Genomic DNA, 19,573 nt, shown 5'->3' with positions numbered 1-19,573 from the left:
TTGCGAGTATCGCGTGTATCTGTACTTTGCACCACGGTTGTCGGTGATTGGCTCATTTCGCTGCGATCTTAGCGGGACAATAGTCAGCCGGTGTCCGTGGCCAAACAGAGGAAAACTATTTTCCTCGTTGCCGGAGAAGTCGTAATCAGCGTCACCGGCGACGCGATCACGACGACTTGACACCGACCCCCGTGAGCGTCCCCACACTCAAGGCGGGTTGTCGGTTCCTTACCTTTCAAGCAAAACCCGCGAGCGACGGCCACATCGCGGGCAGTGTGCGCGAACCTATCGTATACAGCGTTGTGCGGATGGACTATCCCTAAAGGTCGGATTTTACACATCATATCATTTGTATTGATTATTCAGGTAGGGCATATGATGCGTATAGCAGTCCCACCAGAACGGTTCGCAACCATCAACGGCTGGTGATCGGTGTGTATCGTCTACGAAGCCGGTTTGAAGCAGATAACCATACAAACCGAACTTTAGCACTGCTATCAACTATCTGTAATAGTGGGGAAGACCATTCCGCACTTTCAGCACTGACTGTAGTGGTTCGAGAGCTGCGGGGCGATCGCCGTACATTCAAACTATGACGGGAACGCTATTGACACACAATAACAAGAGACCCGAATTAGAAGTTCTCACGCCAAGTGTGGAGACGTTTGATGAGGAGTCCCTCGTCGCCAACACGCCGACAAAGAGTGTGTGAAGTCCGACTATCAGGGATGCCCATATCAGCAGCTTGCTCACGAGGGACAGAGAGTAAGAAGATCACTGAGTCACCGATCTCTTTCACACTCACCGGGGCAGTCTCATCTTGAGGGTTCTCGAGATCCATCTCTTGAAGGACAGACTTGATAGGTACCGGCTCTGGGGGTCGAAGGGTTCGCGGGCAGCTCCTACTCCTTTCAGCCTGATCACGGTAACCACCGTCGGTACGAGGCTCGTTCTCCTCTTGGCCCACCTTGTCACCGTTCTCGTCAAATACGGTTTCCTCAGAAAATTCGAACAGACTCATGTAGGGAAATACACCTTACTGGCTCAACTGTGTTTCCCTCTGTTGGGCGTGGAAGAGGGGCAGCGCCCGCTTGCAGTCCATAAATCGGCTGTAGAACCCCACATATTCACGCACACTAAACCGCAAGACTGCATAGGGGTGCGATCACGGTTAGCAAATCATCCATCAATCGCAAGACGGCTCCCTAATTCCGGACATGTGTCGTCTGAATGCCAAACACGAAATCGCATGACAGCGTTGGGGGAGAGACAAGAGACTCATTGATCAACTACTAACCACACCACATACCACCTATACATAACACACATAGACTCAGCCGACCCTCTATTCGTGAAACACCCCGGTCGGCGTCCAGGCCGAGGGCCAGCTGGCTGTGAGTGCGGCGGGAGGAGAAAGAAATCAGCTCGAGTCCAGGCGACGTCTCGGAGTAGTTCCTATGTGACGCGTTGTGCGATGCTGACAGCAGCGCTTCGATCTTGATCGACTTCTCGAACGGGGCAGTCGTATGTCTCGCAGCAGAGCACGCGATCGCGTTCGTCGTGATGTCCGCGCTCGCCGCAGACGTGGCAGTTGCACGTCGTGGCGTGGGGATCAACGGGCACCACACTGGTGTGGGGCTCGAGCTGACGTCGGGCGCGCTCCTGGAGTGTGTGCATCGCCCACTCGTCGAGGCCACACGGGGTAGTGAGCACTCTCTCGAGCGTCGGTGGGTCGCCGGGGAGTTCCTCAATCGCCACGACGTCCGCGTCCGTAGCGAGGACGTATGCCTCGAGCGTGTCAACCGCTTCGTCGTACCGATCGAGAAGGGCTCTCTCGTAGCGCTCACGTGTGTTCTCCTCCATTGCGGTCGTATTCCCGGGCATGAGGCGGAACCGCCGTGTGACGGCAGCGAGTTCCTCCAGCAGGGCCCGCTCGTACTCGCCGTCCACCACGACCGTGCTGGAAAGGTCGGCGTCGCCGGCAAGACCCATGGTGAACAGGTTTCGAATGCCGACATCGACACCGACGACAGTGCGGTTCGTTGCCCTCTCTGGCGCTGCTGGGCCGCCCTGCTTCAGGGTTCGACTGCTCATTGTCCTTCCAGGGCACGCTCGAGCGCGGTGATCGACGGATAGGCGACCCCGTTGGCGATGTACTCGTGGTGGAGATCGCCGTCGCTGCTGCGGTGGATATGCGCCGTCACCTCGAGGTCACTCCTCATCGTCCACCTCGTGCTGCTCGGTGAGTTCTTGCAGCGCTTCGGGAGACAGGAGATCACGTGCGCGGGGCGGGTGCTCGTAGTTGGCCGGCACCTTTGCGAGCTTGTCAACGAGACTATTGGCGTCCTCCAGCTTGTGCGAGAGCCGCCGGACGTCTTCTCCAGTAACAGTCTCGTCTTCGTTCATCGCCTTCCGGGAAACGTCCGTGAACGCCGTCTGAAGTTCGTCAGCGGTCTGCTGGAGATGGGTTGCGAGTAGGGTGCGTCCAATCTCTGCCCACCCATTTTGTTGGTCGTCGTCACCGCTCATCGGCATCCTCCTCCAAGGCATCGAGGCGACTAAGGGCGTATTCGAGTTTCTGGCGTGCAGCTTCACGGTTGCCAGAGGTCATGCAGGAAGCTGCGTCGATGGCCTGGGACAGAACGTAGTCGTCGCCGCTCGAGGCGTCAAGTTCGCCGATCTCCTCGAGGTCAGCTTCTGCCAACGTCACATATTCCGAAATCCTCGCCACCACACCGTGGTACGCATCCCGCACCTCTTCCCCATCCGTAACCGCTTGTGAGAGGTCGTAAACGGGTTCCTCTACGATATTTTCAAGCGCTGTTTCAATCTGAGTTGCCTTCTCTCGGCGGGCGATCTGCTCCCAGTCTGGCTGGGTATCGGTACTACCCGGTTCGTGACCGTTATCACGGCCTCGTCTGTTAGGTGTCATTGCTGCTTGGTGCAGCACGGCGTCGGTGTCTTCAGCACCGGCGTCGCCCCCATTCATCCGCAAGGCCGAACGGCGAGCGGCGCGACCGTGCTTACTCACAAGTCTACAGGCCATCATAATAAATGTATGCATCCATACTTCTATACATGAGTGGATTTATACACTCACGTACCTATACAAGTAAACAGAGTATGGGAGACACCACGATCCGAGTTTCAGACGAACTCGCCGACGAACTATACGACAGAAAACAGCGGGGGGAGTCCTACGAAGAGGTCATCTGGCGACTCATCGAGAACCGTGACGAGGCGGGCTCACAGGAGTCGCCTGATGGCCCGCAGTCTCTCCCCGACCGTCGAGATGCCCTATCTCCCCCAGCGGAGCACGAAGTCGCTGAGGCGGACGAGGAAGAGCCAGAGGGCGCCGAAGAACTCCTCCGGTCTCTGGATCTTTCCGGGAGCGGGTCGAGGTACGATGCGCGCGTAAACGCAGTGCTAGAGTTCTATGCGTACTTGCAAGACCATCCAGGCGAGCGGGTTTCGAGGGGAGATCTCGAGGAGCTCGTGGATGAGCGCGACATCGACATCGGCTATGGTTCCTTCAAATCGCTATGGGGCAACTGGATCAAGAAGAACACGTCCCAGGGCCGTGACTTCGATACTCTCGCGCGGTTGCCGGGTGTCCAGATCGATGGCCGCGATTACATTTACACGAAAGAGGAGGTGTGAGCATGGGAATTGAAGATGCGCTGCCCGATCGACCGCTGACGATGGAGGAGCTGCACGACCTCCAGGCGTCCGACAAGTTCGACTCGGTGACGACCAGCAGCGGCTCACCGCGCGGCGAGGATCACCTCTTCCTTCGAATCGGCGACGTCGAGCATACTCTGCACTATACCGAAAACAAGGGCTGGCATAAGTGCGGACGACGCGAGGTAGACCGATGATTGAAGTGCAAGATGACGGAACTGAACTCTCGGAAGCGGACAAGAAGGTTCGAGAGGTCTACGTCGAGAACCGGGAGGACATGACGATTCGCGGGCTTCGAGACCTTGTTATCGATGTGTTCGATGAGGTCGAAGACCGTTCACTCGACACGGAGACTGATCACGATGTCTGAGGACGGGGCTGGGTTCGAGGAGGTCGTCGTTCGACGAGCTGGCGATCTCGGCGTAGACTCTGAGTCAGAGCCACCAACTATTCGTGGCCCCGGTGATCACGGCTGGGGAGATGATCTGAAGACGCCAGCCTGGAACGAGGTTCGAGAGAAGATCGACCCAGCGGATTACGATGCGAAAACGCACGTCGCAACAATTCACTACGACTTGGACGCGTGGGAGTTCACGATCGAGTTCTTTGTCGAGGTGGATCGTGAGGCGTAGGGCCGTGGAATGGGGTCTTCGAGGCCGACCCCGTGGGGTCGCTCACGGATTGAGTGACGAAACCGGAATGATGTACTTTCGGCAACTGTCGTTCGGACAGCCCGACTGTGAGTTACATCAAAATCGGGGTGGCCAGAACCGCGACGGTCGCCGATCACGCCGTTGCCGCACCCGTCTTAAAAAGAATCGACTACTGAGCAACTCCAGAAAACCGGTTTGGGCCGGTTTCTGACCACCACTACATCAAAATGAGCCACTACAGCTACCCGATGAACGACGATCGGGAACGTCTCCTGGACAAACTCGAGGGCGAAACAGGAACCAACACGCGTGCGGAGGCGATCGACATCGCCATCCGGCACTACCTCGAGGATAAAGAGAACCGAGAAGAGCACTGGGAACAGTTTACGCCAGAGCAGCTCCGGCTGCTGAATACATCCGAACTGAAGGTGTCGTACTACCCTAAAGTCCGATGATCCGAACCCGCTTCCACCGGCTTCGCGTCCGCTGGCGGCGCTGGCGACTGTTCCGCGCCTACTCGAAGGTGGCGAAGATTCGTACCGGTTGCGTGTCGTTCATCCCAATTATGTGTGCTCTGGAAGCGATGGAGCGCGACGGCCACCTGGAGCTCGACGACGGTGACGTCGAGTGGCACTGGCCCGAGGAAGGGTGACCTCTTCTCAAAACAAGTCTGCCATCTACGTCGACGGACTTGGAATATATCTTCCGTCTTCGTCGACGGCGCTTGTTGTCTGCTTAGATGGAGGTAATGATGTTCGTTTACAGGAGTTCGAAAAGGAGGTCTGTGGCTTCGTTCGAGAACTCACCCATGTCCTCCCACTCTCGTAGCCGATTTCCGTAGTCGAACATCTCGAACACTCCCGCATCGAGCATCCAGTTGTACTGCTCTCGTTCCGTTTCCGGGGTGTATTTTCGTTTTAGTAGGTGACACTGGTCGAAGTAGCCCATCAGAGCGACGAGCATCCCCAATTCTAACTGGAATCCTCCCTGGTCATGTTCGCAGATACCGATGATGTGATCCGAGTAGTCCGCGATCAACCGGAACTTGATCATCGGATGGAGTCCATCAGCAAAGTCCTCCATCAGGTACGCGCGATAGTTTCCATTCCCCCACTCCTCGACCTTGCGCTGTGCGTGGAGGAGTTTCGGCTTTTCGTCCTCATCGTAGCTCCCAAGAATGAAACACTGAGCCTCGCATGTTGAAGGCGGTACGAGCTGGGCCCCGAGTTGCATCAGTGCCTCGTACTCCTCCGGCGGAAGCGAGTCTCGGAAATGGTATTCCTGAGCTCGATGGAGGAGTTCTTGGGGTGGTAGATCGTCGTTACCGTCCTGGCCTCGCATTAACCGACAATATTACACATACCATAATAATCGTTTCGACTGTTGTGATGCATACCAATGCGATGTTGACCACAAAGGTTAATGTACCCAGGTAGTAAGAGTCTGGTATGCCATGTCCGATGGACACGATATGGACGGCTGGGCGTACCGACCGACGATCACAAGCTAGTTCAGAATACGCTGAACTTCGATAGAAACGATTGACAATTAGGGTGATAGATGAAAGAAAAGACACCCTCAACTAAGCACATGAAACCAGCCCCTTGGAAGGGGGCTACCAGGTGCCTTGGAAGGGGCTCAGCCTCTTCAAAGGTAGATGATCGAACAACACGATGACGCGTAACAAACCAAGCGACACTCCCTTCGCGGGTAGGGGAAACTCGCCAAACAGCGTGGATGAACAGGCCGACGACCGACGAGAGGTGCTGAACCTCGTAACCCAAGAAACGAGGTTCATATTGATTCAGAACATCGTGGCGCATCCTGAGGGGATGCCGTCACTCAAAGAGATAGTGTACGCCAACCCCAGCAAAAGCAAGAGTACCATTCGCAACCATCTCGATAAGCTGATGGATGCTGGTATTGTTGAGGGAGTGGAGCTACCGAAGGATGAGCGCCAGCGAGATCTTCCATACCGGTTCTACCAGCTTACTCAAGATGGACAGAATTTGCTTGAAAAGTATGACCTGCTAAGGGCAGAAGAGACTCTCCAAGAAATGCACTCAATGCTGGAGAAAACCCCTCAGATTCAGAAGTATATGGATGCCCCTCGTCCAGGGGATTTCCAAGATGACGCACAGGACGAGGACAATTCGCGTCGCTTGATCGAGCAGTAGACATCCTCTTTCTTCCTCTTACTCAAAGCTGCGGAAAGCGTGTAGCAAACGGTTATATTCAGCTACTCCGGTGTACTTGTCACCCTGTTATGAGTGGGACACCAACCAAACAGCAAAGAGCGTTCAGTGTATACATCGATGTGTAAATGGGCGATAAGACCATCCGCGTCTCGGAGAGGACGTGGCGGAAACTCCGAGCCCGCAAGCGAGGAAACGAGAGCTTCGAAGAGGTCATCGAGCGGGAGATAGAGGATGAAGACCCACTCGCCGGATTCGGTGCTTGGGACGACACCGATATCGACGAGGCCGTCCGCGACGTCAAGGAGGAACTCGACGAGGACTTCGAGGACGGCCCATGAAGATCCTCGACAGTAGTTTCTGTGCCGACTTTCTGCGGGGGCGAGAGCACGCAAGAGAATACCGTCTCGACCACCAGGATGTGAGCCTCGTCCTTCCATCGGTCAGCTTCTATGAGCTATACCACGGCGCTGTGAAGGAGGGTCGTGACCCAGTAGAGGTAGACCAAGATCTCCCCTGGGTGGAACAACTAGATTACAACCGTACACACTCCCTCGAGGGAGCACGCATCCGCCAGGAACTGGAAGAGAAGGGACAACGAATCCAGCACCCGGACATGATGCTTGCCGGTGTCGCCCGTTCCATCGATGTCCCGATCGTCACCTCAGACAGTGGGTTTGAACGCATCGACGGACTCGATGTTGAGAACCCACGGGAAATGTACTAACTGGTGTGGCGAGCACTGAGAGTTGGTTGATGCCATAGTCCCGTGAACGCTGGTCTGGAAGGGTGTTTGTCGGACGTCAACCCAGGGGTTCGGCCCGAGGAACGTACCTTTCCGACTGATCTGGGGAGAGATCACCCTACTCGAGTTGTCGATGGCACTTTCGGCAGACCGTCAATAGATTACTTAACGCGTTCATCTCCTCCCAGTTCGGCGTCTCGCCAGCTTCGTAATCGACGTCGTTGTAGAACTCACGAACGGAGGTGCGATGGTGGACATCAGGTTCCTGTCCATATTTCTCAAGGTGCTCTTCCTGTGTTAGCCCGCATTCCTGGCACCGATAGTTATCGACCGCAAGCCGTTTTCGGCGTTGGCTATGGAAGTTCGGCCCGTAATAATACTCTCCACCTCCTTTCCAACGTGGATGGTTTTCCCCGACACGTTCATCCTCACACCATTGAGAGAAGCACTCAGGACTACAGAAGTGGCGATCGCGTGACTCCGCAACCGATGGTCGTCGCTCCCAGCTCGTCGAACAGGTTTCACATTCGACGATCACGCGCTCCCAGAGAGGATGATCCGGCCCGGTGAACTCTTCCGATCGCCAGCTGTTGAGGCACTCCTTCGAGCAGAAAATGCGCTCTTGATCAGTAACCGAACTCGCCAACTTTCGATCCTGGGCTCCACAGTAGGCGCATTTGAACTCAATATACTCCGAACTCTGGTTGGGTTCGATGCCTGCTGCTTCGAGCGCTACAGTCCAGCCGCCGAACTCCCGTCGATAGGGGTTCGCAGAGTAGCCGCCCTGCTGGCGCATTTGTTCTCGCGTGGGCGAACCCTTTACTTCCTCGTCGAGCTGTCGTAGTGCCTCGAGGAGATCGGCGCGGGGGACTCGGTTTTGTCCACCCCGTTTGTCTGTATTCGGTAGGCCTGCCGCCTCACGTCCCTTCGTATAGGTGCCAAACTTCTGTCGGACGGTGCTTACTGAGTATCTCCCCAAGTCGGCATACTGTGACTCCGATGGGGCCTCGTCAAGAAGTCGGTAGAGCCCACGAATATCGCACAGCACTTTTTCCTGGGGGATCTTTCTCACCCCAGTAATGTCAGAGCATATTTGATTAAATATTGTGAACTAGTGTGAGCGATAGACTAACACTAGTTCACACCAAACATTCGAACAAATGAGTACCCAGGAAGACAACCAAGGCGAGGGAGTTACCGAAGCTCCAAAAGAACTCAAGATTGCACGGTGTGTTGTCTGCGATGCTTACGAGCCTGATTCATGGCTCTACTGGCTTCGGGGGCAGATACTGAGAAAAGTCGATATAGAGGGGAATTACTGGGACGTGTACCGAGTCAATCCCGACAACCCACACGAGTTGGTTGATACGATCAACGCAGATGCAGTCTCGTCAGCACGGTCGTTGCTCTCGATGCTCAGCAAGTATCCTGGGACGGAAAGTGCGGAAGACCCACAGGAGCGAGAGAAAGGGCCGTCAATGGTATACTGAGACGAGTTAGAACAACTGATCGATTTCCCGCCCGATATCGTCCATCATCTCATCAACGTCGCTAAAGTCGTCGAACTCATCGTCGGTGTCGATCGAGCCGGTGGCCCCACTTTCGGGGGAAACCCCCGCGTCGATGTCGATCGGGTCAAACGTTTCCTCGAGGCCGGCAATCGAATCCAAGTCGTCAAAGTCGGACACCCTCGTCGAAGTGTTTGGTTCAGTCGATACGCTGTCAACAGTTGACTGTGCAGCAGCGATCTGGCGATCCAGATCCTTGTCGAGATCTTCGAGGGCCGACTCAGCCGAGGAGGAGTCATCGAGCGGGTCAGCGAAGGTCTCCTTATCTCGTGAACCGCCTCTGCGTGAGCTACGACTGTTTGTTTCTATTTCGCCAAGGTCACCAAGCGAGTCTGCGTCTTTGAGTCCTTCAAGTCCCTCCAGTTCAGAGACAGTGGCTACTTGGGTGGTGCTGATCGAGGCGCTTGGCTTACCGCTGCCGCCACGATCTCCTCCCATCTTTTGGAGTTGATCGTCAACGTCTTCGGTCTCTGATTCAGAGAGATCCTCGACGAACCCATACCCGTCATCTCCACCGACGCTTTCGAATGTGGTTGTATCGTCAACAACCATGTACTCGTCATCGTCACCGACTATTTCAACATCCGGATCACTGTCGGTGATATCAGTTGCCTCATCAATCGCCTCGTCAAGATCATCGCTGGCTTCCGACCCTTCGTCGAAGTCCAAGATTCCAGGTTCTGGGAGCTGTCGGACGATGCGTTCCTGCTCATACAGTATGTCGAAATCGATACCAGAAACGTTCGAACCTGTACCAGGGTTAGGAAGCCTCAGACGTGGGCGTAGACTCCTCTTCTGGATTATTTGTTCTAACTGGAGCGTATCGGCTGCGAGGGACATGTCAGCGACCGTGCCCTCACCAAGCGCTTCAATATCCTGACTCACTGTCGTCTCACCCAGCGCTTCGCTCTCTGTTTCTCCCAGAGCTTCGTCGCCTCGATCTACCGTCGTATCAACAGCAATATCGGCTGTTTCCTCTACTTCACTGTCCGCCACAGCAGCGAAATCGGTGAGTGCCTCGGCGTCCGCGTCGGCCTGAGCGAGCATTTCTTCTTCCCAGCCTGGCGAAGGGTCGGCGAGTCCGAAATCAAGAGTCTCGTCAACAGAGGGAACGACGCCTGCCACTGCCTCCTCCTCCCCGCCCCCCGAAGGATCAACAAACACCATGTCCACCTCTCCGCCAGAAGAGGGATTCATACCTGCTACTGCCTCAGCTTCAAACCTCCCGTAGTTCCCACCCATCGCTGCCGCAGTAGCGGTTTGTTGACCGCTGAATAATGAAGCATCATTGAGCTCCCCTTCCTCGATACGCACCTGCTCTCTCATTTGTTCGAGTTCCCTCTGATAGGCGTCTTCACTGGGGAACTCTTCACGTGGGGGTAAGCGGTCTTCTGCTCGGGTTGCTGTTGGATCGGCGTACGGAGATCCCTCTTCTTCGGCGATCCGGCCAACCATCTGGTCAAGCTCTCGGTCGTATTCTGCTCGTGACCTGAACTCTTCGCGCGGAGGGAGACGCGCTTCAGCCTGCTCGACTAGATTACCATCTGGGTCGCCCGACCGCTCGCGCTGACGTTGAATCGTTATCTGTGTCTGGGCCCGGTTGTCCGCAGCGAAAGACCGGGGTGAATCGATGTCAGGAACTCGATTGCGGAACGCGCGAGCACCACGCACCGCGGCTGTCGGGAGAAGATACCCCACTGCACCAGCGCCCACGAAGCGTTCCGTCGAGCCACGAGGATCGGCCTTGAACGCTTGAGAACTTGCTTTAGCGATATCAACTGCCGCCGATCCCCCAGCTTCGAGTTCCTCGGCTGTATGCTGCGGAGGTAGGGGCGAGACAGCCTCAGTAAGAAGCGCAGTAGATTCAACTGGGTTTGTTGTGATATCATCGATATCCAGTTCCTTGAACTCCGCTCCAGCCTCACTCCTCGCTTGACCGATTTCTTCGTACTGTTCGTTTGCCCAGACAGCTGTATCAGCAGCTGCTAAGACGTTTCCGGGTGGATTGAGTGTGTTTCCAGCCCCCTCAATCACATTGGTCGTGAATTGTTTTTGGCCTGTTCGCTCCTCGACCTGCCCTGTTCCCAGATTGACGCCTATCCGCGTAGGAGAGGCCTCCACCTCTCCCGTGATCTTATCCACACCAGACTGCCAGGACTCTGACGCATCCTCTAAGCCACGTCCTACCCAGGTGTCACGCTCTTCGTCAATTTTGTAATTGAACTCATCCCCGTCACGTTCGAGTTCGATTTGACTCTCATCGACACCCTGTTCTTCGGCAATCTGATCAAGGACGACCCGTTTTTGTGCTTCAGGAGAGACCGTTCTCTCAACAACCCGATCATCGATCGAGACATCGTAGTCATCAATCTCATAGGGGCCGGTTACGTAACGCTCATCTGCTTCGAAGTCGGATGGTGCCGCAGAGTTGGATGCCGCCATACGACGACGTCCCTCAATCTGATCCGGATCTTTGACCTCCTCTGTCGGGAGGAACTCCTTTTCGTACCCTGAAACAACTTCAAAATCAAAACCGTCCCCAGTCACGTCTGCCTCGATCGCCTCCGGTGACACGTCAAGTTCTCCAGCGAACTGCTCGGCAGCCTGTTGCTCTCGGTACTCTTCAGTGAACTTGACCTGTGCTTGGTCTCCCTCGAACTCAATATCCGCGATATCGTCTTGCCCGATATCGGAGTCCGCACTAACCCGATGTGTTATTATTTCCTCCTGGAGAGACTCTGTGGGACGAACTTTGTTTGATTCGGAATTGACCAAAATATCATCGGGAGTGGCCGTAATTCCTGTGCGTTCGGTAATGTCTTCAGCTGCAATCTGCTGTTGAATGGTGTCAGTAGGCCGTGCCACTCCATCTCGAATCTGTATATCCCTTGGCGCAATATCAACGGAAGTGCTTTGATCGAGTTCTGAGGCTGCGTATTGACGTCTAAAGTCCTCTGTCAACTGGATTTTATCCGAGCTACGGTCGATTTCAATATCACTCGTATCGACATCCACACCAACCGCATCTTCGATAGTTCCTGAATACGACCGACCGAGAACGTTAGTCACGACTTTTTGGATTCCACCAATGATATCGCCGGAGCCAGCGAGGTCAAACGCTTCTTCGCCAGCTTCAGCGAAAGAGGAGTCGTCACTGACGCTCGCAGTATACTCATCACCGCTAATGGAAACGTCAACATCTTCCTCGTCGATATACACCGGATCTGCAATTTCGTCCGCGAGGAGGTCATCAACGACCCTATCCCGTGCGATTTCTCGTTGGGTCTCCTCTGATAATCTGATCGTATCGTCAGCAACCTCAATATCGGACGTATCCAGATCACGGCCAGTCTGCTCTTCTAACTCCTCGACTGCGTCTTCACGCGCACGCTCTCTTGCCCGACGCTCTCGTCTCCGTTGACGTGCTCGAGCCTCACTCTCCGCGCGGTTACGGGCCTCAGGAGTCAGTTCGCCACCGACGATCTCGCCATCTTCCGTGGTTACTTGGACGTCATCTTGCGGATCGACATTGATGATGTCGGTTTGTTGTGCGACCTTTTTCCGGACGACCTCTTCCTGTGCAGCTGTAGTCAGGCCGCCGCCGACGACGTCTCCATCCTCGACGTCAAACTCGATATCATCAGTCTCGACGTCAATTGTATCGACCTCATCAGCGAAATTCGTCTCGAAGACTCGTTTTTGCGCGCCAGTCGTGAGTCCCCCTACGACTCGACCGTCCTCGAGGTCAGTTTCGACATCTCGGTTTGGATCAACATCGATTGCATCGACACCGCTAGCGACCTTTTGGCGGATACGCTCTTGCTGGCGTTCTTCTTGGCGACGTCGCTGTTCGATACGCAGTTGCCCGTCTCGACTGCGATCAAAGACGTCGCGTGGAACCTCCCCTGGACGGCGGTTGTTCCGGTTGTTGCGACCTGCTGAACGGCGGTCGTTGCGTGCCATCGTTCTCTCCCATATCAATCGCTGTAGATGGCCTTAATCGCAATTCTCTGTTCAGTAGCCACTTCGCTCGCTTAGCGAACAACACAATAGTATCGATCACGGGTGAGCGACACTACCGAGGAGATGCGAACTCTCAGATATACTGTTCTGGAAGGGGGTTTCCTGCCCCTCCACCCTTGGGGTAGCATACCGAAAACACCCTTCCGCAGTGGCTAAGAAAGCCCTAAGCGCCTTACGTTGTCATTCGCTACGATCAACCATGCCCTCCATCAATTCCCTCCTGGACAAACACGGCGCCGTGCCGATCATGACGACGTTCCCCGATCCTGAAGTCGAGTGGCTCACACCGGCGCAGTTCGAGCGTCGATACGGCTATCCGCCCGGGCGCGTCGAAGACACGCTTAGTGACGCGGAACTCGCCGCAGTGGCCGACAAGAACCGACTCACGCTAACCGAAGATCGCCTCGAGGCCTTCGACCGACTCGTCCGGTTGTGGAACGGCGAGTGTGTCGGCCCCGGCGACGTCCACTTAATCGCCGATCGCATCCCGAGCTGGGAAGATGTCCTTGGCGATCTCGAGGCCGAGGAGTTGGCAGCGCTGCGCCCCTCCACACAAAATGTCGAACAGAAGTACATTGATGAGTTCGGTGACCGCGAATGGTTCAATCCATCGCCACCCCCATCCTGGCTGAGGAGTACCTACATCGCTCGCAACCGGGCAGATTACGATATCACCGAACGTGCCCGCACGCTCGTTACCCACCGAGAGGATCTTCCCAATCTGCACGGTGACCCCCATGAAGGACTGACACACCGAGTCGGCGTTGGGATCGAAGCCGCCCGGGCTACGATCACCGAGCAGCGGCGCGTCGAGACCTACGTCCCGATCGGCGGCCACGTAGTTGATCTCCTCCAGCGCGATCGTGCCGACGGGGCTAAGCGTGTTGGTGAGATGATGACTGGCCACCACAACAATCAGTTGAATCGATCGACCTGGAGGAAGCTCGAGGAGCTCGGATATCCTTCTATTCTCATCTTCGACGATCGGGCGACGGCGCGGCGTGTCCTAAACCACTGGAATGCCAGGTGTGTCGATGTACCCGGTGCACCTTTTGAATCGGATCTGAACGTATCTTGGACTCGAAAGAAGTTCACCGAGGCGGCGAACGACCCTACCAGCGACTGGCCCGTTGAAGACATCCTAACGATCACCTCTGCGTGGAGCGAACTCGAACAAGATGCGACACCGACTCGCCAAGAAATACTATCAGTAAAATGGTAGCTGGCCGTTCCACACTACACCACTATTCTTCCAAAACCACTGCACAGTGTACATATATTACTGGTGGTGCGAGACCATACCGTTCGTGGTGAGAACTGGCGTCTCGTGCCTTTCCGCAGTCGGTTTCCAGTGCGGAATCTGTGTCGGGGGTGTCGAATATATGTTGGTATCTGATAGGTAGCTAAAATTTCTCAGTTAGGTGTGCCGACTGTGAGTTGATTCGCGCTAATCGTCTTGCGTGCGGTCGTCGATGTCCCGAATGAGAGTGGCGAGTGCCGACGCAGAGTCGCCTTCACGTACGAGGTTTTCCTCTCGCTCCCATTCGACGGCGCCGTGACGATGCAGAACCGGTACGTGCGACTGATAGAGCGCGACGTAAACCGCATCCACCGCCTCGCTGGGGACGTCCACCGAATCGATATCTGTCTCCTGTCTGGCAACCTTCTGTGCAAGATCACGCAGCGGAATCACGCCGGCGGCGTTCTCATCGAGGATCGATAAGACGTGCCGACGCCGTGGTACGGAGAGTACCGAATATACATCGTCGGCCTCGAGGGGGATTGTTGGTTGATCACGAACGGTACGTCTGGACAGGATGCGTCTCAAGCCCATCACGCATACCTACGCGCGGGCTTGAGTACGCGACTCCCTGGGTATCGATTCAATGGAATGCAGCTGGCGCTACCGTGGCCTCGGGCCCGATCGGGCGCAACCCGGCCCCTTCGATCCATTGGTGTTTCCGTATCCGTTTGGGCAAATATTTGCCCACCTTGATGAATCCTCAGTCGGGTGTGGCGACTGAGAGTCGTCCACAACAAATGTATCGAAGTGGTGTACGCTACTCGCCGTTAGTCTCTGAATCGTTATCCGGCTCGAGAGGTTCGTACTTGCCCTGGTGATGCGACTTCTTGATCCAGCCCATCTCCGCTATCGTTGAAAGCGTGTCACGAATTGTCCGATTAGACGGCTCGGCCTCAAGTCGCTGTACGACATCTTCCCAAGTGAAGCGCCGCGACCAAGTTCCCTCGTCCTTTTTCTCCTCGGCGAGCTGGAGTGTTGCGTTCCAGATTTGATCACGGGTTGTGTTTTTTGCCATGGGTTAGAAGATATGTTCGTTCCATCTGGAATATATCTTCCGTCTTCGTCGACAAAGTCGGATCATATCTTCCGTGTCGGCGACGTCGGCAGATGGGAGATGTGTTCTCGCTCGCCTCGAGGGTGCTGCGCGGCCTCGCCTCCTGGAGCACATCCATGGTGACGCCCACGATCGTGCCGATCGGCGAGATCTCGACTGGGTTCCGTTGACGAAAAGAACGCAACTATCTAATCCAGAATGTCGCTGTCGAAGTCATCCTCTAAGTACCCCCGCTCTTCGGCAACAGACATCGCTCCAAAGAGAATTTCCTGTGGAGACAACGGTTCACCGGCCTCCACAGCCATCATCCGAATTTTCTCCACCAGCAGGTAGATCGGCAACAACTCCTGCACGGGCGTCTCTGTCGCCTTCACAAGGTGAGAATCTTGATCCTCAACCGTCACGAGAGTGAACGCCTCGGTGTCGTCATCGATTAGCTGCTTGATCGCCTCGTCTACTGACTCATCCCAATTGGTTCGTTCACTCATTTTGTTGGCTCCTTCTTCGCCGGTACCAGTACTGTCGTTCCCCTCTATCGGGGTTTCATCGATTGTATTCATGATCTACCTCAGGTGCTCATCGAGCATGTGATGAGCCAGTATCTTCGCCTCTTCCTCACAGAGAGGGCAGAGCTGAGAACCATCGTGAGAACACTCCGACCTCACATGTCTCTTGATCGTCTTCTGCGACCAACCCATCTTCCGACCGATCTCACCAAGCGAAAGCCCCTGGTTCGATAGCTCTCTCATCCTCTCACACTCGGATTTTGTAACTGCTTCTTTTGACGTTCTCATGGACTCTATCTGCCTGTGGTCAGGTTTTGGGGGTCGTGTCATGCTGTTGGGAGCGCCGTCTGAATGTACTGCTCGGCACCCATCGTTACCTCCGTTGGCGGGATGTCCGATCCGTCACCGCAACCGGCGCAGATCAGTTCCCAGATTGGCCCCACCTCGAGCGCCTCGATCGTCCCATCAACGTCCTCCGGTTCGGGGGGCCACTTCCCGCTGTATGCAAATTCCTCGATGGCACCGGTCGCCTCCGCCCCGAACTGGAACACCAGCTCCATCAAGACGTCCGTCGGGTGACGAGTCGAGCGTTTCATCCCATTGATTTGTGGGTTTTCGACGAGGAACCAGGGGAGGAATGCCTCGATGTCGCGGCCTCGTTCGCTCGAGAACGGCAGGCAAACCCGCCAGCCCCCACTCGACTTCTGGATGATCCCGGCCTCAACCAGCGCCTCCCGGTGGTTGCGCCACGACTGCGTGCTGATCCCCGCTCGTCTAGCCAGCTCGGCTTGGGAGATCGGGCGGTCGGCCTCGAGGAGCGCCGCCACTCCCTTCCGGGCCGCCGGTGCTGCTTCCGGCAGAAGACGATCCTCGTCGAGAACCGATAGCGCTCGGCGAACCTCGTCCAGATGGATTCCCCGGCTCTTCGATTCGTGCTCCAGTGCCCGGTTCAGCCCCTCGCAGACGGCATAAGGGTCACTGGCGAACCCGTGGAGGACATCGACCGCCTCTCGGGATGGCCGCATCCCCTTCCAAGAGAGGAGCTGTTGGACAGCCCGCGCTGTCGCCTGTCGAGTCGCCGTCCCGATCGGGATTCGAACACCGAACTCGGGGGCGTCCTCATGGAGCTCTCGCGGCCCCTCCAGGTGTGCTGCCAGCTCGTCCTCGAGGTTGGCCAGCCCATTACCCACCAAAACAAACGAACCAATCAGCGAACCCACCGAGTCACCCGGTCGAACCCGGGGGTTCCATGCCTCAGACCGCTTCTTCTCCCGGGGTTCGAACAATTGGCGGAACGCGGAGAAGTGACCGTACCGGCTTTGGATCGCGGCGCCGGTGGCGATCGTCCGGGCAAGGTCAGCGCGTCGATCCTCCCGGGTGAAGTGGCGACTGTACTCGGGTACCTGAACTTCTCGGACGACCTCGACGTCCAGGAGGTCGAGGAGGTGCACGATCGTCCCGGCCAGCCCCAGCGCCAGCCGGAGGATCTCACCACGGTGTTCGTTGCGATCCTCGTAGTTCTCGGTCTTCAGGTCGGACGTCAGATCGAGGAGATCTTCCCGAGCCATCCGAAGTTCATCGACAAGATCTTCGCCGGTGGCATCACCGGACAGCCAGCCGACACAGCGGGCGTCCTGAAGCAACTCTCGGTCGCTCGCCTCGAGCCCCTCTAGGTTCTCACCGAGTCGATCCGCGGTGAGAACTCTCTCGAACGTATTTTCCGACGCGAGAGACCGAGCGAGGGTAACCCACACCTGCATTGGGTTGTGGTACTCGGCGCCGACAACCATCTCGTCACGCCGCTCATCGTACGACCAGTACGGGCGACGTCCGTCCTCGTCGCGGACGATAGTGCTGTCTACGAGGCCTATCTCCCCGCTCTCCGCCGCCCCAGCCGCGGCAACATGGCGAGGCCTATCCATGTAGGCGACGCCTACCCAGCCTTCCGCATACCCCGTTTCCTGGGTTGCTACGGCGGCTTCGCCAGCGGGGCGATCCACGGCGTCTGCTGCGGTGCTGTCGGCGTCTGCGGTTGCCCCCGTCTCCTCCCCCCCATCCCGAGCGGGCGGGTTTACACGGCATGGCGGGAGGATTTTGGGGGGTCTGTCATCCGACTCCGAGGACGTCCACGAAGTCGAAGCCTTCCGTCGAATTTCCTCGTCCGTTTCCAGTTCCTGAACGACAGCTTCGCCAGCTGGGAGCAGCGACAGGGCCACTGATCCGTCCGGGCGCTCAATCCGCTCAGCTAGCTCGTGTTGCTCCTCGAGGCGCTTGGCTGTCTGAGGCACCAGTGAACCGTCAGCGGCCTCCAGTCGGAGCTCTCGCCGGAGATCGTCGTAAGAGAGGGCACCGCTCGGTGTCACCGAGAGTCCCTTCAACATCTGTGTGCCCGTTCCCCCACGCGTGAGCGAGCCGAGTGCCTCCTGAGCCGCAGCGGGGGTGTCCTGACCCCGGTGTGGATTGCACGTCGATGTCAGGTGCCCCGCGACCTGATCGGCGTGCTTCTCGTCGATACAGCGCTGCGCCAAGCCCGTTGCCACGATCGTGACATCGCACGCAGTAGCGAGGTGTTCGAGAAAATTGAGCACCTCCCGGCGCTGCTCTGGCCGGCGAGAGGCAAATTCCGCCGTCAGTGTGAGTTCAACAGTTGGTGTAACCTCTGATACCTGAAGAAGTGCAATAGGGCCACCACTGATGTCCTCCTTCGACGTCCGGAGTCCAAGGGAGGAACCTGTTCCGAGCTGGCGTGTGACTTCCACGAGTTCCTGACGGGCGCTCTCGGCGCGGTCAATCCGCTGGCCGTCGTTGGGGTCTTCTTGTGCCCACTCTGTCGCCGATGCAGCTGTGACAACAATGTCACAATACAAACCGTCCAACGCGTCGATCCCATTCTCATGAAGGATTGCTCGCTTCTCGCCCCTCTTCTCGCCGGGGATCGCCTCGATCGCCTCGAGGAGCGAGGCCTCCAGCCCACTGCTGAACAACGCCTGGTGCAGCTGGGCAACGGAGAAATCCACATCCCGATCGGCTATCTGGACGTCCGTATCCAAGAGTGGGTCTCGGCGGACATTCAGCGTCATCGCTGACCACCAGTTGTTCCTGGCGTTAACGGTACTCTCGACGGTGACGGGGCTTTACCCGCCATTAGATCGCACATTCGTGTCTCTCAGTGTTGTCGCGGTGACGCCCGAGGACGCCGCTCCGGATAGCGATGCTACTCTCTGTAGCGACACGCTTATTATCGGAGCACAAGAAAACCAAGTTGGATTGCGGGGCAGAACCGACTGCCCCGTCTCGAGGTTTTCCCAGACGCGTTCTGTTTTCGTCTAGTCTATCGTATCGTTCACCCTTTCCTACCCACTCCGCCCATATAAGGGTAAGGGCTTTCGTCGGGTGTTCCAGTGAACAGAATCGGCAGCTCATGCTTCACCCCGCTCGACGATCTCGAATCCGTGAGATTCGAGCGGTTCATGGATGAACCCAGGTAGTCGATCAAGTTCTGGGGAGTTGACGATCTCCTGGCCTTCGTAGGTCTCAAAGACGATAGTATTACCAGTAGGATCTCGACAGAACCGGGCAACATGCCAGTGTTTGAATCCCCACCAGACCGAGATTCTATCCTCTGTGACGAGGATCATACCCGCATTGAATTGTACACATTTGTCAGGGGATGATCCGCGAGACCCTCCATCAGAGAAACTCATCAAAGAATCTCCTCCGCTCGGAGTCGTGCGATCCATTTCGCCACTCTGACGGGATCGGGATCATCCAATTGCTGGCCGGCGATCCACAGGATCAGAGACGGCCCTTGAAGGTCAAGCTCAATCGGGCGTCCATTTCCTCTT

General features: G+C 56.4%; 23 protein-coding genes. 11 read left to right on the top strand and 12 right to left on the bottom strand.

The window, feature by feature from the left end:
• Positions 1-1,455 precede the first annotated feature (1,455 nt).
• The 4 genes from CP556_RS25135 to CP556_RS25125 are packed head-to-tail and all read right to left on the bottom strand — an operon-like array spanning position 1,456 to position 3,031.
• Positions 1,456-2,094, bottom strand: a complete 639-nt coding sequence (locus CP556_RS25135) for a hypothetical protein (protein WP_098728309.1) — start codon at positions 2,092-2,094, stop codon at positions 1,456-1,458.
• The gene (locus tag CP556_RS27125; RefSeq protein ID WP_255291618.1) at positions 2,091-2,222 is read right to left on the bottom strand and encodes a hypothetical protein; all 132 of its coding nucleotides are present in this window, start codon (positions 2,220-2,222) and stop codon (positions 2,091-2,093) included. The genes CP556_RS25135 and CP556_RS27125 overlap by 4 nt, the downstream gene beginning before the upstream one ends.
• Positions 2,212-2,529, bottom strand: a complete 318-nt coding sequence (locus CP556_RS25130) for a hypothetical protein (protein WP_098728308.1) — start codon at positions 2,527-2,529, stop codon at positions 2,212-2,214. Before CP556_RS25130 ends, CP556_RS27125 begins: the two co-directional genes overlap by 11 nt.
• Positions 2,519-3,031 (bottom strand): hypothetical protein, encoded by a 513-nt coding sequence (locus CP556_RS25125; RefSeq protein WP_141551778.1) that lies wholly within the window; start codon positions 3,029-3,031, stop codon positions 2,519-2,521. Before CP556_RS25125 ends, CP556_RS25130 begins: the two co-directional genes overlap by 11 nt.
• Before the next feature lie 92 nt (positions 3,032-3,123).
• Between CP556_RS25125 and CP556_RS25120 the strand changes: the two genes are divergently transcribed.
• The 6 genes from CP556_RS25120 (at position 3,124) to CP556_RS25100 (ending at position 4,986) form a co-directional block, all read left to right on the top strand.
• Positions 3,124-3,660, top strand: a complete 537-nt coding sequence (locus CP556_RS25120; RefSeq protein ID WP_098728306.1) for a hypothetical protein — start codon at positions 3,124-3,126, stop codon at positions 3,658-3,660.
• Between the two features lie 2 nt (positions 3,661-3,662).
• Positions 3,663-3,878: a DUF7964 domain-containing protein gene (locus CP556_RS25115; protein ID WP_098728305.1), complete on the top strand. Its 216-nt coding sequence runs from the start codon at positions 3,663-3,665 to the stop codon at positions 3,876-3,878.
• Entirely contained in the window at positions 3,875-4,051 is a 177-nt protein-coding gene (locus CP556_RS26360) for a hypothetical protein (protein ID WP_176548357.1), read from the top strand. Before CP556_RS25115 ends, CP556_RS26360 begins: the two co-directional genes overlap by 4 nt.
• A complete protein-coding gene (locus tag CP556_RS25110; RefSeq protein WP_098728304.1) occupies positions 4,044-4,313 on the top strand; it encodes a hypothetical protein in 270 nt (89 codons plus the stop codon). The genes CP556_RS26360 and CP556_RS25110 overlap by 8 nt, the downstream gene beginning before the upstream one ends.
• Before the next feature lie 248 nt (positions 4,314-4,561).
• Positions 4,562-4,789 (top strand): hypothetical protein, encoded by a 228-nt coding sequence (locus tag CP556_RS25105; RefSeq protein WP_098728303.1) that lies wholly within the window; start codon positions 4,562-4,564, stop codon positions 4,787-4,789.
• A complete protein-coding gene (locus CP556_RS25100; RefSeq protein WP_098728302.1) occupies positions 4,786-4,986 on the top strand; it encodes a hypothetical protein in 201 nt (66 codons plus the stop codon). The genes CP556_RS25105 and CP556_RS25100 overlap by 4 nt, the downstream gene beginning before the upstream one ends.
• Positions 4,987-5,093: 107 nt before the next feature.
• Here the strand turns inward: CP556_RS25100 and CP556_RS25095 are convergent, their stop codons facing one another.
• The gene (locus CP556_RS25095) at positions 5,094-5,675 is read right to left on the bottom strand and encodes a DUF8170 family protein (RefSeq protein ID WP_098728301.1); all 582 of its coding nucleotides are present in this window, start codon (positions 5,673-5,675) and stop codon (positions 5,094-5,096) included.
• Positions 5,676-6,007: 332 nt separating this feature from the next.
• Between CP556_RS25095 and CP556_RS25090 the strand changes: the two genes are divergently transcribed.
• The 3 genes from CP556_RS25090 to CP556_RS25080 all read left to right on the top strand — a co-directional run bounded on the left by CP556_RS25090 (position 6,008) and on the right by CP556_RS25080 (position 7,256).
• Positions 6,008-6,511 (top strand): ArsR family transcriptional regulator, encoded by a 504-nt coding sequence (locus CP556_RS25090; RefSeq protein WP_141551777.1) that lies wholly within the window; start codon positions 6,008-6,010, stop codon positions 6,509-6,511.
• Between the two features lie 146 nt (positions 6,512-6,657).
• Complete coding sequence (locus CP556_RS25085) at positions 6,658-6,870, top strand: antitoxin VapB family protein (protein WP_098728300.1); 213 nt, start codon at positions 6,658-6,660, stop codon at positions 6,868-6,870.
• Complete coding sequence (locus tag CP556_RS25080) at positions 6,867-7,256, top strand: type II toxin-antitoxin system VapC family toxin (RefSeq protein WP_098728299.1); 390 nt, start codon at positions 6,867-6,869, stop codon at positions 7,254-7,256. Before CP556_RS25085 ends, CP556_RS25080 begins: the two co-directional genes overlap by 4 nt.
• A gap of 136 nt (positions 7,257-7,392) precedes the next feature.
• Here CP556_RS25080 and CP556_RS25680 read toward each other — a convergent pair whose 3' ends face one another.
• The gene (locus tag CP556_RS25680) at positions 7,393-8,346 is read right to left on the bottom strand and encodes a homing endonuclease associated repeat-containing protein (RefSeq protein WP_394340760.1); all 954 of its coding nucleotides are present in this window, start codon (positions 8,344-8,346) and stop codon (positions 7,393-7,395) included.
• Positions 8,347-8,434: 88 nt separating this feature from the next.
• On the opposite strand from CP556_RS25680, the gene CP556_RS25075 reads away from it, so the two are divergent.
• Complete coding sequence (locus tag CP556_RS25075; protein ID WP_098728298.1) at positions 8,435-8,764, top strand: hypothetical protein; 330 nt, start codon at positions 8,435-8,437, stop codon at positions 8,762-8,764.
• A 6-nt stretch (positions 8,765-8,770) separates the two neighbouring features.
• Here the strand turns inward: CP556_RS25075 and CP556_RS25070 are convergent, their stop codons facing one another.
• Positions 8,771-12,805, bottom strand: a complete 4,035-nt coding sequence (locus tag CP556_RS25070) for a hypothetical protein (RefSeq protein ID WP_141551775.1) — start codon at positions 12,803-12,805, stop codon at positions 8,771-8,773.
• 208 nt (positions 12,806-13,013) lie between these two features.
• Here CP556_RS25070 and CP556_RS25060 point away from each other — a divergent pair, with 208 nt between their 5' ends.
• The gene (locus CP556_RS25060; RefSeq protein ID WP_141551774.1) at positions 13,014-14,087 is read left to right on the top strand and encodes a hypothetical protein; all 1,074 of its coding nucleotides are present in this window, start codon (positions 13,014-13,016) and stop codon (positions 14,085-14,087) included.
• A 225-nt stretch (positions 14,088-14,312) separates the two neighbouring features.
• On the opposite strand, the gene CP556_RS25675 is transcribed toward CP556_RS25060, so the two are convergent.
• The 5 genes from CP556_RS25675 to CP556_RS25670 all read right to left on the bottom strand — a co-directional run bounded on the left by CP556_RS25675 (position 14,313) and on the right by CP556_RS25670 (position 19,366).
• The gene (locus CP556_RS25675; protein WP_141551773.1) at positions 14,313-14,699 is read right to left on the bottom strand and encodes a DUF7344 domain-containing protein; all 387 of its coding nucleotides are present in this window, start codon (positions 14,697-14,699) and stop codon (positions 14,313-14,315) included.
• Between the two features lie 226 nt (positions 14,700-14,925).
• Positions 14,926-15,183, bottom strand: a complete 258-nt coding sequence (locus tag CP556_RS25050) for a hypothetical protein (RefSeq protein ID WP_098728293.1) — start codon at positions 15,181-15,183, stop codon at positions 14,926-14,928.
• A 227-nt stretch (positions 15,184-15,410) separates the two neighbouring features.
• Positions 15,411-15,782, bottom strand: coding sequence for a hypothetical protein (locus CP556_RS25045; protein ID WP_098728292.1), 372 nt, complete (start codon positions 15,780-15,782; stop codon positions 15,411-15,413).
• Between the two features lie 272 nt (positions 15,783-16,054).
• Positions 16,055-18,808: a winged helix-turn-helix domain-containing protein gene (locus CP556_RS25035; protein ID WP_098728290.1), complete on the bottom strand. Its 2,754-nt coding sequence runs from the start codon at positions 18,806-18,808 to the stop codon at positions 16,055-16,057.
• Positions 18,809-19,147: 339 nt separating this feature from the next.
• Positions 19,148-19,366, bottom strand: coding sequence for a hypothetical protein (locus tag CP556_RS25670; protein ID WP_141551772.1), 219 nt, complete (start codon positions 19,364-19,366; stop codon positions 19,148-19,150).
• Between the last annotated feature and the right edge of the window lie 207 nt (positions 19,367-19,573).

This window comes from Natrinema sp. CBA1119 (assembly GCF_002572525.1).
GTDB lineage: Archaea > Halobacteriota > Halobacteria > Halobacteriales > Natrialbaceae > Natrinema.
The sequence above is the reverse complement of the archived record's forward strand: the minus strand, read 5'-3'. Positions and strand labels throughout refer to the sequence as shown.

Bases quoted from the DNA above. Each gene is read 5' to 3' on its own strand.
- CP556_RS25135 (WP_098728309.1), bottom strand. From the start codon at position 2,094: ATGAGCAGTCGAACCCTGAAGCAGGGCGGCCCAGCAGCGCCAGAGAGG.
- CP556_RS27125 (WP_255291618.1), bottom strand. From the start codon at position 2,222: ATGAGGAGTGACCTCGAGGTGACGGCGCATATCCACCGCAGCAGCGAC.
- CP556_RS25130 (WP_098728308.1), bottom strand. From the start codon at position 2,529: ATGAGCGGTGACGACGACCAACAAAATGGGTGGGCAGAGATTGGACGC.
- CP556_RS25120 (WP_098728306.1), top strand. From the start codon at position 3,124: ATGGGAGACACCACGATCCGAGTTTCAGACGAACTCGCCGACGAACTA.
- CP556_RS25115 (WP_098728305.1), top strand. From the start codon at position 3,663: ATGGGAATTGAAGATGCGCTGCCCGATCGACCGCTGACGATGGAGGAG.
- CP556_RS26360 (WP_176548357.1), top strand. From the start codon at position 3,875: ATGATTGAAGTGCAAGATGACGGAACTGAACTCTCGGAAGCGGACAAG.
- CP556_RS25110 (WP_098728304.1), top strand. From the start codon at position 4,044: ATGTCTGAGGACGGGGCTGGGTTCGAGGAGGTCGTCGTTCGACGAGCT.
- CP556_RS25105 (WP_098728303.1), top strand. From the start codon at position 4,562: ATGAGCCACTACAGCTACCCGATGAACGACGATCGGGAACGTCTCCTG.
- CP556_RS25100 (WP_098728302.1), top strand. From the start codon at position 4,786: ATGATCCGAACCCGCTTCCACCGGCTTCGCGTCCGCTGGCGGCGCTGG.
- CP556_RS25095 (WP_098728301.1), bottom strand. From the start codon at position 5,675: ATGCGAGGCCAGGACGGTAACGACGATCTACCACCCCAAGAACTCCTC.
- CP556_RS25090 (WP_141551777.1), top strand. From the start codon at position 6,008: ATGACGCGTAACAAACCAAGCGACACTCCCTTCGCGGGTAGGGGAAAC.
- CP556_RS25085 (WP_098728300.1), top strand. From the start codon at position 6,658: ATGGGCGATAAGACCATCCGCGTCTCGGAGAGGACGTGGCGGAAACTC.
- CP556_RS25080 (WP_098728299.1), top strand. From the start codon at position 6,867: ATGAAGATCCTCGACAGTAGTTTCTGTGCCGACTTTCTGCGGGGGCGA.
- CP556_RS25075 (WP_098728298.1), top strand. From the start codon at position 8,435: ATGAGTACCCAGGAAGACAACCAAGGCGAGGGAGTTACCGAAGCTCCA.
- CP556_RS25070 (WP_141551775.1), bottom strand. From the start codon at position 12,805: ATGGCACGCAACGACCGCCGTTCAGCAGGTCGCAACAACCGGAACAAC.
- CP556_RS25675 (WP_141551773.1), bottom strand. From the start codon at position 14,699: ATGGGCTTGAGACGCATCCTGTCCAGACGTACCGTTCGTGATCAACCA.
- CP556_RS25050 (WP_098728293.1), bottom strand. From the start codon at position 15,183: ATGGCAAAAAACACAACCCGTGATCAAATCTGGAACGCAACACTCCAG.
- CP556_RS25045 (WP_098728292.1), bottom strand. From the start codon at position 15,782: ATGAATACAATCGATGAAACCCCGATAGAGGGGAACGACAGTACTGGT.
- CP556_RS25035 (WP_098728290.1), bottom strand. From the start codon at position 18,808: ATGACGCTGAATGTCCGCCGAGACCCACTCTTGGATACGGACGTCCAG.
- CP556_RS25670 (WP_141551772.1), bottom strand. From the start codon at position 19,366: ATGATCCTCGTCACAGAGGATAGAATCTCGGTCTGGTGGGGATTCAAA.